The 5,477-nt window shown below is 62.7% G+C and carries 5 protein-coding genes and 1 pseudogene; 4 read left to right on the forward strand and 2 right to left on the reverse strand.

Annotation, left to right across the window (positions count from 1 at the left end; genetic code table 11):
- Both EN738_RS30030 and EN738_RS30035 read left to right on the forward strand, forming a co-directional pair.
- The coding region (locus EN738_RS30030) for a bifunctional riboflavin kinase/FAD synthetase (protein ID WP_127286793.1) at positions 1-864 on the forward strand (864 nt) is incomplete at its 5' end.
- Positions 865-932: 68 nt separating this feature from the next.
- The gene (locus tag EN738_RS30035) at positions 933-1,307 is read left to right on the forward strand and encodes a hypothetical protein (protein WP_245494813.1); all 375 of its coding nucleotides are present in this window, start codon (positions 933-935) and stop codon (positions 1,305-1,307) included.
- A 1-nt stretch (position 1,308) separates the two neighbouring features.
- On the opposite strand, the gene EN738_RS30040 is transcribed toward EN738_RS30035, so the two are convergent.
- On the reverse strand, positions 1,309-1,863 hold the full coding sequence (locus tag EN738_RS30040) for an HdeD family acid-resistance protein (protein WP_127286794.1): 555 nt from the start codon (positions 1,861-1,863) through the stop codon (positions 1,309-1,311).
- A 499-nt stretch (positions 1,864-2,362) separates the two neighbouring features.
- On the opposite strand from EN738_RS30040, the gene EN738_RS30045 reads away from it, so the two are divergent.
- Both EN738_RS30045 and EN738_RS30050 read left to right on the forward strand, forming a co-directional pair.
- Entirely contained in the window at positions 2,363-3,277 is a 915-nt protein-coding gene (locus EN738_RS30045) for an alpha/beta hydrolase (RefSeq protein WP_127286796.1), read from the forward strand.
- A 135-nt stretch (positions 3,278-3,412) separates the two neighbouring features.
- Positions 3,413-4,549: pseudogene (locus EN738_RS30050) on the forward strand (aldo/keto reductase).
- A 77-nt stretch (positions 4,550-4,626) separates the two neighbouring features.
- On the opposite strand, the gene EN738_RS30055 reads toward EN738_RS30050, so the two are convergent.
- Positions 4,627-5,477: LysR family transcriptional regulator (locus EN738_RS30055; RefSeq protein WP_145966972.1), on the reverse strand; the 851-nt coding region annotated here is incomplete at its 5' end.

Here is a 5,477-nt window from a genome sequence, read left to right on the forward strand (position 1 = left end):
AAGCTCAGCACCAAGGCCGGGCGCCGCGGCGCGCCGGCCTTGGTGCTGAGCTTCGAGCCGCACCCGCGAAAAGTGTTCAGGCCCGAAATCCCGCTCTTCGTGCTGACGCCGCCGCCGATGAAGGCGCGGCTGTTGTCTCGCCTCGGCTTCGCGGCCCTGGTCGAGCAGCCGTTCACGCGCGAATTCGCCGCACTCTCGGCCGAGGCCTTCGTGACCGACGTCCTGGAGAAGAACCTCGGCATCGCGCATACTGTCACCGGCTTCGACTTTCATTTCGGCAAGGACCGCCAGGGCGGCCCCGCCTTCCTGATGGCGGCGGGCGAGCGACATGGTTTCGGCGTGACGCTGGTCGATGCCTTTCGCGACGAGGGCGCCGAGGTGATCTCCTCGAGCCGCATCCGCGCCCTTCTTGGCGAAGGCGCCGTGGCCGAAGCCGCCGGCCTGCTCGGCTACCGCTTCACGGTCGAGACCGAGGTGATCGGCGGCCAACAGCTCGGTCGTACACTGGGCTTTCCGACCGCCAATATGAGGCTTTCGCCGGAAGCGGCCCTGAAGGAAGGTATTTATGCCGTCCGCTTCCGCCGCGCCGACGGGACGCTGCATGACGGCGTCGCCAGCTTCGGCCGCCGTCCGACCGTCGACGACAATGGCGCGCCGCTGCTCGAGACCTTCGTCTTCGACTTCTCCGCCGACCTCTACGGCGAGACGTGCGAAGTGTCGTTCTTCGGCTACCTGCGGCCGGAGCTGAAATTCGACGGGCTTGACTCGCTGGTCGCGCAGATGAAGCGCGACGAGGCGGAGGCGAGGGCGCTGCTGGCTGGCGTGCGCCCGCTGTCGGAGCTCGACGCCGCAATCGCGTTCTAGCTCGAAATAACTAGATAGAAGTGTTTAGACGCGGGTCACGGACTCGACCAAACGGCTGAGCCGCGTGCGTGAAGCGCTTCACCGAAGCCGGCCTGCCGAGCGGGCAGAACGTGCCGATGAAGACCGACATCCCCGTCTGGAGCGTCGTCCTCCTTTGCGCGTCGCTGTTCATCCTGTGCGATGGGTTGAGCGCGCATTGGGGCAAGACGGGCAGCGGCCGCAGCCTTGCCGTCGTCATGCTGCTGTCGCCGCTGTCCTACTGGGCCTTCGCCTTCATCAACACCAGGCTGAACCTCGCCGTGACGGGGGCGTTGGTCAACACGATCGTCGTTGCCGGCGCCGTACAGGTCGGCGCGCTCGTCTTCAAGGAGGAAGTCTCCTCGATGCAGTATCTCGGGACCGCGCTGGCGCTGATCTCAATGACGCTGCTCAACGTGGACTAGGCTATCTCTTCAGCGCCAGTCCGATGGCGATGAAGCTCCATCCCTGGAAAACCAGGTCGATGGCCAGGAACAGGCCGAGCACCCACAGGCTGTTGACCGGCCAGCCCATGGCGATGACGAGGCCTGCCAGCGCGCTGATGACGCCGGCCGCGACCAGCCAGCCCCAGCCTTTCTCCGGCCGGTGGTGGAAGCCCACCCAGGCCCTGAGCACGCCCGAGGCGACAAGCGAGGCCGCCAGCAGCAAGGTCAGCACCGCCGAGGCGAGCGCCGGATTGTCGAAGGCGAAGAAGCCGGCCACGGCGTAGAGCAGGCCGCTCGCCAGCCAGTAGAGGAAGCGCCCCCAGGTCTTGACCCCGAAGGCGTGGATGATCTCGATCACCCCTGCCATCAGCATCAGCCAGCCGACGAGATAGACCGAGGCGACCGTGGCGATGAGCAGATTGCCGAAGGCGATACCGCCGAAGATCAAGAGCAGCACGCCAAGCGCCACGAACCATCCCCATTTGTCCCGTGTCCTGCCGATTGCGTCTTTCAGGGCGTCGCCTTGCAGGGTCATGGCTGCATCTCCTCCAGAATTCGTCGCGCGTCATGCCGCAATGAGGGTAATCCCGTTGGCATTGCGCGTCCAGCGAGCAGGCGGACACAGGCTCGCGCGGAAGATCCTTCCGGGAGACGCCTACAGAGTGGACGTTCGGACGCGGCATTAACGGGCTGGACGTTGTTCAGGTGACAGCCAAACCCAAGCAATTCATTACGCTTGCTTATAGGCACAAGCACAATTAAGCACCTAATCGCTGAGCATGTGGGGCGATAGAAGCTTCAAAGACAGTGGTTGGATAAAGCCGGCCGCCTTACTTGGAGCATCCATCATGCCAGCCGACAGTGATCGCAATGGGGATACGTCAGATTCCCTCAACATGACCCGCCGCGCCGCTTTCCTGTCGGCGACGGCTCTCGGGCTGGCGTCATTGATGTCGGACCTCCCGGCAGCGGCGGAAACGTCCGAGGCCGGCGCCGCTGCAGGCCATCAACACAATGCGGGAAGCGCAGCAGCCATGCAAAACACGTCGTTCATCAACAACAACGGCATCAAAGTCGCTGGAAACATCCATTATCCGGGTGGCTTTGACGCGAGCAGGAAATATGCGGCCATCATCACTGTTGCGCCCGCCGGCGGGGCAAAGGAACAGACCGCAGGCATTTATGCGAAAAAGATGGCGCAGAGGGGGTTTGTGACAATCGCTTTCGACGCGTCATTCCAGGGCGAAAGCGGTGGGGAGCCCCGGTACAAGGAAGACCCGATAGCACGCGTGGAAGATGTCCGTGGTGCGGTCGATCACCTTGTAAGCCTTCCCTACGTCGATGAAAAACGCATCGGTGTTCTCGGTATCTGTGCGGGTGGCGGCTACGCTGCCAGTGCAGCGATGACCGAGCGGCGCATCAAGGCCGTCGGCCTCTCAGTCCCCGTCAACGGCGGGAGAGAAATGAGGGCTGCCGGCAGGGAAGCGACGATTGCGACCCTTGGCACAATTGCCGAGCAGCGCACGGCCGAGGCTCGTGGAGCCGAGCCGATGATCTTGCCGTGGATCCCTGATGAATACAAAGAATCCGGCGACATCGATCTTCGCCAAGCTTACGACTACTACCGTACGCCCCGCGGTCAGCATCCGAACTGGCAAAACAAATCCCGCTTCGTGGGAATGGACGCCGTGTTGGCGTTCGATGCCTTCTATCTGGCCGACATGCTTCTCACCCAGCCGCTGCAGGTCATCGTCGGCAGCGAGCCAGGCGCTTTCGGTTCCAACCGGGACGGGCACGAAGTCTACGAACGCGTCGGCTCAGCCCAGAAAGACCTGCTGGTATTCGAGGGAGCGTCGCATTTCGACCTCTATGACAAGCCCGAATATGTCGACAGGGCCGTGGCGGAGTTCGCGGATTTCTATTCGACGCATTTGAAGTCACCCGCCTGAGGCGGGTCGCCCCAACTTCGATACGAACGGAGATCTGTCATGTCTACCGACAGCAGTACTGCTATCTCACAATCTCCCCGCGTGAATCGCCGCGATATTCTGCTAGCGGGCGGCGCGCTGGGATTGACATCATTGATGCCGAGCCTGCCCGCCACGGCGCAGACGGCCGGCGCCGCAGCGCAATCGAGTTCCGCTGCCGCCGCTGGCCGCAGGAGACTGGGCTCCCTCGAAGTCTCGCCGGTCGGGCTTGGCTGCCAATGGTTGCCTGGGCCAAAGGAGGGCACCGTTTCTGATTTTTACACCAGCACGCTCGACCGCGGCGAAGCGATCCGCCTCATTCGCAGCGCAGTGGATCGAGGTGTGACGCTTATCGATACCGCCGAGATGTACGGGCCTTTCATATCCGAGGACATTGTCGGCGAAGCGCTCCAGGCTGTTCGTGATTAGGTGGCACTGGAGACGAAATTCGGCGGCGATATCGATCCCGACACAGGCAAGATGGGCGAGCGCGGCATGAACAGCCGGCCGGAGCACGTCCGCCGGGCGGTCGAAGGCTGCCTGAAGCGACTGCGAACGGACCGCATCGATCTCTTGTACCAGCATCGTGTCGATCCAACCGTCCCCATCGAGGACGTCGCCGGTGTGGTCAAGGATTTGATGGCGGAAGGGAAAGTCCTCAACTGGGGTCTTTCCGAGCCGGGAATCCAGACCATCCGCCGCGCCCATGCGGAGCAGCCTCTCGCAGCCATCCAGAACGAATACTCGATGCTGTGGCGAGGAGCGGAGGCGGAGGTGCTTCCGCTATGCGAGGAACTGGGTATCGGCTTCGTCTGCTGGAGCCCCCTCGGAATGGGCTTTCTTTCTGGAAAAATGAGTGCCGATACCCGGTTTGGAAGCGGCGCTTCCTTCGACCTTCAGCCCGGTGCGGGCTCATTCGATTTCCGTGCTCTTGTTCCCCGTTTCGAACCGGAAAACCTCAAATCCAACATGGCCCTTTACGCCGTGGTGTTGAAATGGGCGCAACGCAAGGAGGCTGTGCCCGCGCAGATCGCACTTGCATGGCTGCTTGCGCAGAAGCCCTGGATCGTTCCGATCCCCGGGACGACAAAGATTGCCCATATGGAACAGAACGTGGGTGCTGCATCGATAACGTTCTCGGCCGCCGAATTTCAGGAGATCAATAGCGATATCGCCAGCGTGGAAATTCACGGAGCCCGTCTTCCCAAGGAAGAGGAGCACGTCGTCGGGGCCGACACTCCGCCGAAACAGTAGTCTGGAGACGGGAAGCAAGCGCAACCATGCCGGGATCCGGCATGGCCGGGCCGCGTCGCATTACGAGAAGGAACCGGTCAGCGCCTGGACCTTCTAGCTGCCGTTGCTCGCCCACCCGATGCCAATTGGTGCCGCAACTCCTTGAGCAGAGCAGCGAAAGCCGGGGAGGGATGCCGACGGTCCGGGTAATAGAGATGATATCCCTGGAAGGTCCGGCACCAATCATCGAGCACGCGTATCAATGCCCCGTCGGCAACAGCTTGCGCGGTGCTGTCCTCTGTGACCATTGCGAGACCATGCCCCGCAAGCGCGGCGGTGATGGCAAGACGCTCGTCGTTCAGAATGAGCGGTCCCTCGACACGGACGTGCAGCTCGCGGCCATCCTTCTGGAACTCCCAGGCGTAGAGACCGCCGGCTGTCGGGAGGCGCAAGTTCATGCAGCGGTGCTGAATCAGGTCATGGGGGGTGTGAGGAGTTCCGTGCTTGGCGAGGTACGACGGAGAGCCGACAACAACCATGCGCAGATCGGGTCCGATGCGGACCGCAATCATGTCCTTGGCGACCTGCTCACCCATCCGAATACCGGCATCAAACTGATCGGCAACGATATCGGTGAAGGAGGCATCGACCGAGATTTCCACCTGCACGTCAGGGTAGGCGTACATCAATCGCGAGACTGCCGGCCACAGCACGGTCTGGGCTGCATGGAGTTCGGCGGTCACCCGAACGAGGCCGCTTGGCGTGTCCCGGAGCTCGCTCAAGGTTGCCAGCCGCGCCTCGACATCGGCAAGCGCCGGCTTCAGGGTTTCGATGAGTTGCGCACCCGCCTGTGTCGGAGCGACGCTGCGCGTCGTGCGGGTCAGCAACCTCATCCCGAGCCGCTCCTCGAGCCGGCGCACCGTTTGGCTCAGCGATGATTGGGACTGGC

The organism is Mesorhizobium sp. M4B.F.Ca.ET.017.02.2.1 (assembly GCF_003998955.1).
Lineage (GTDB): Bacteria > Pseudomonadota > Alphaproteobacteria > Rhizobiales > Rhizobiaceae > Mesorhizobium > Mesorhizobium abyssinicae.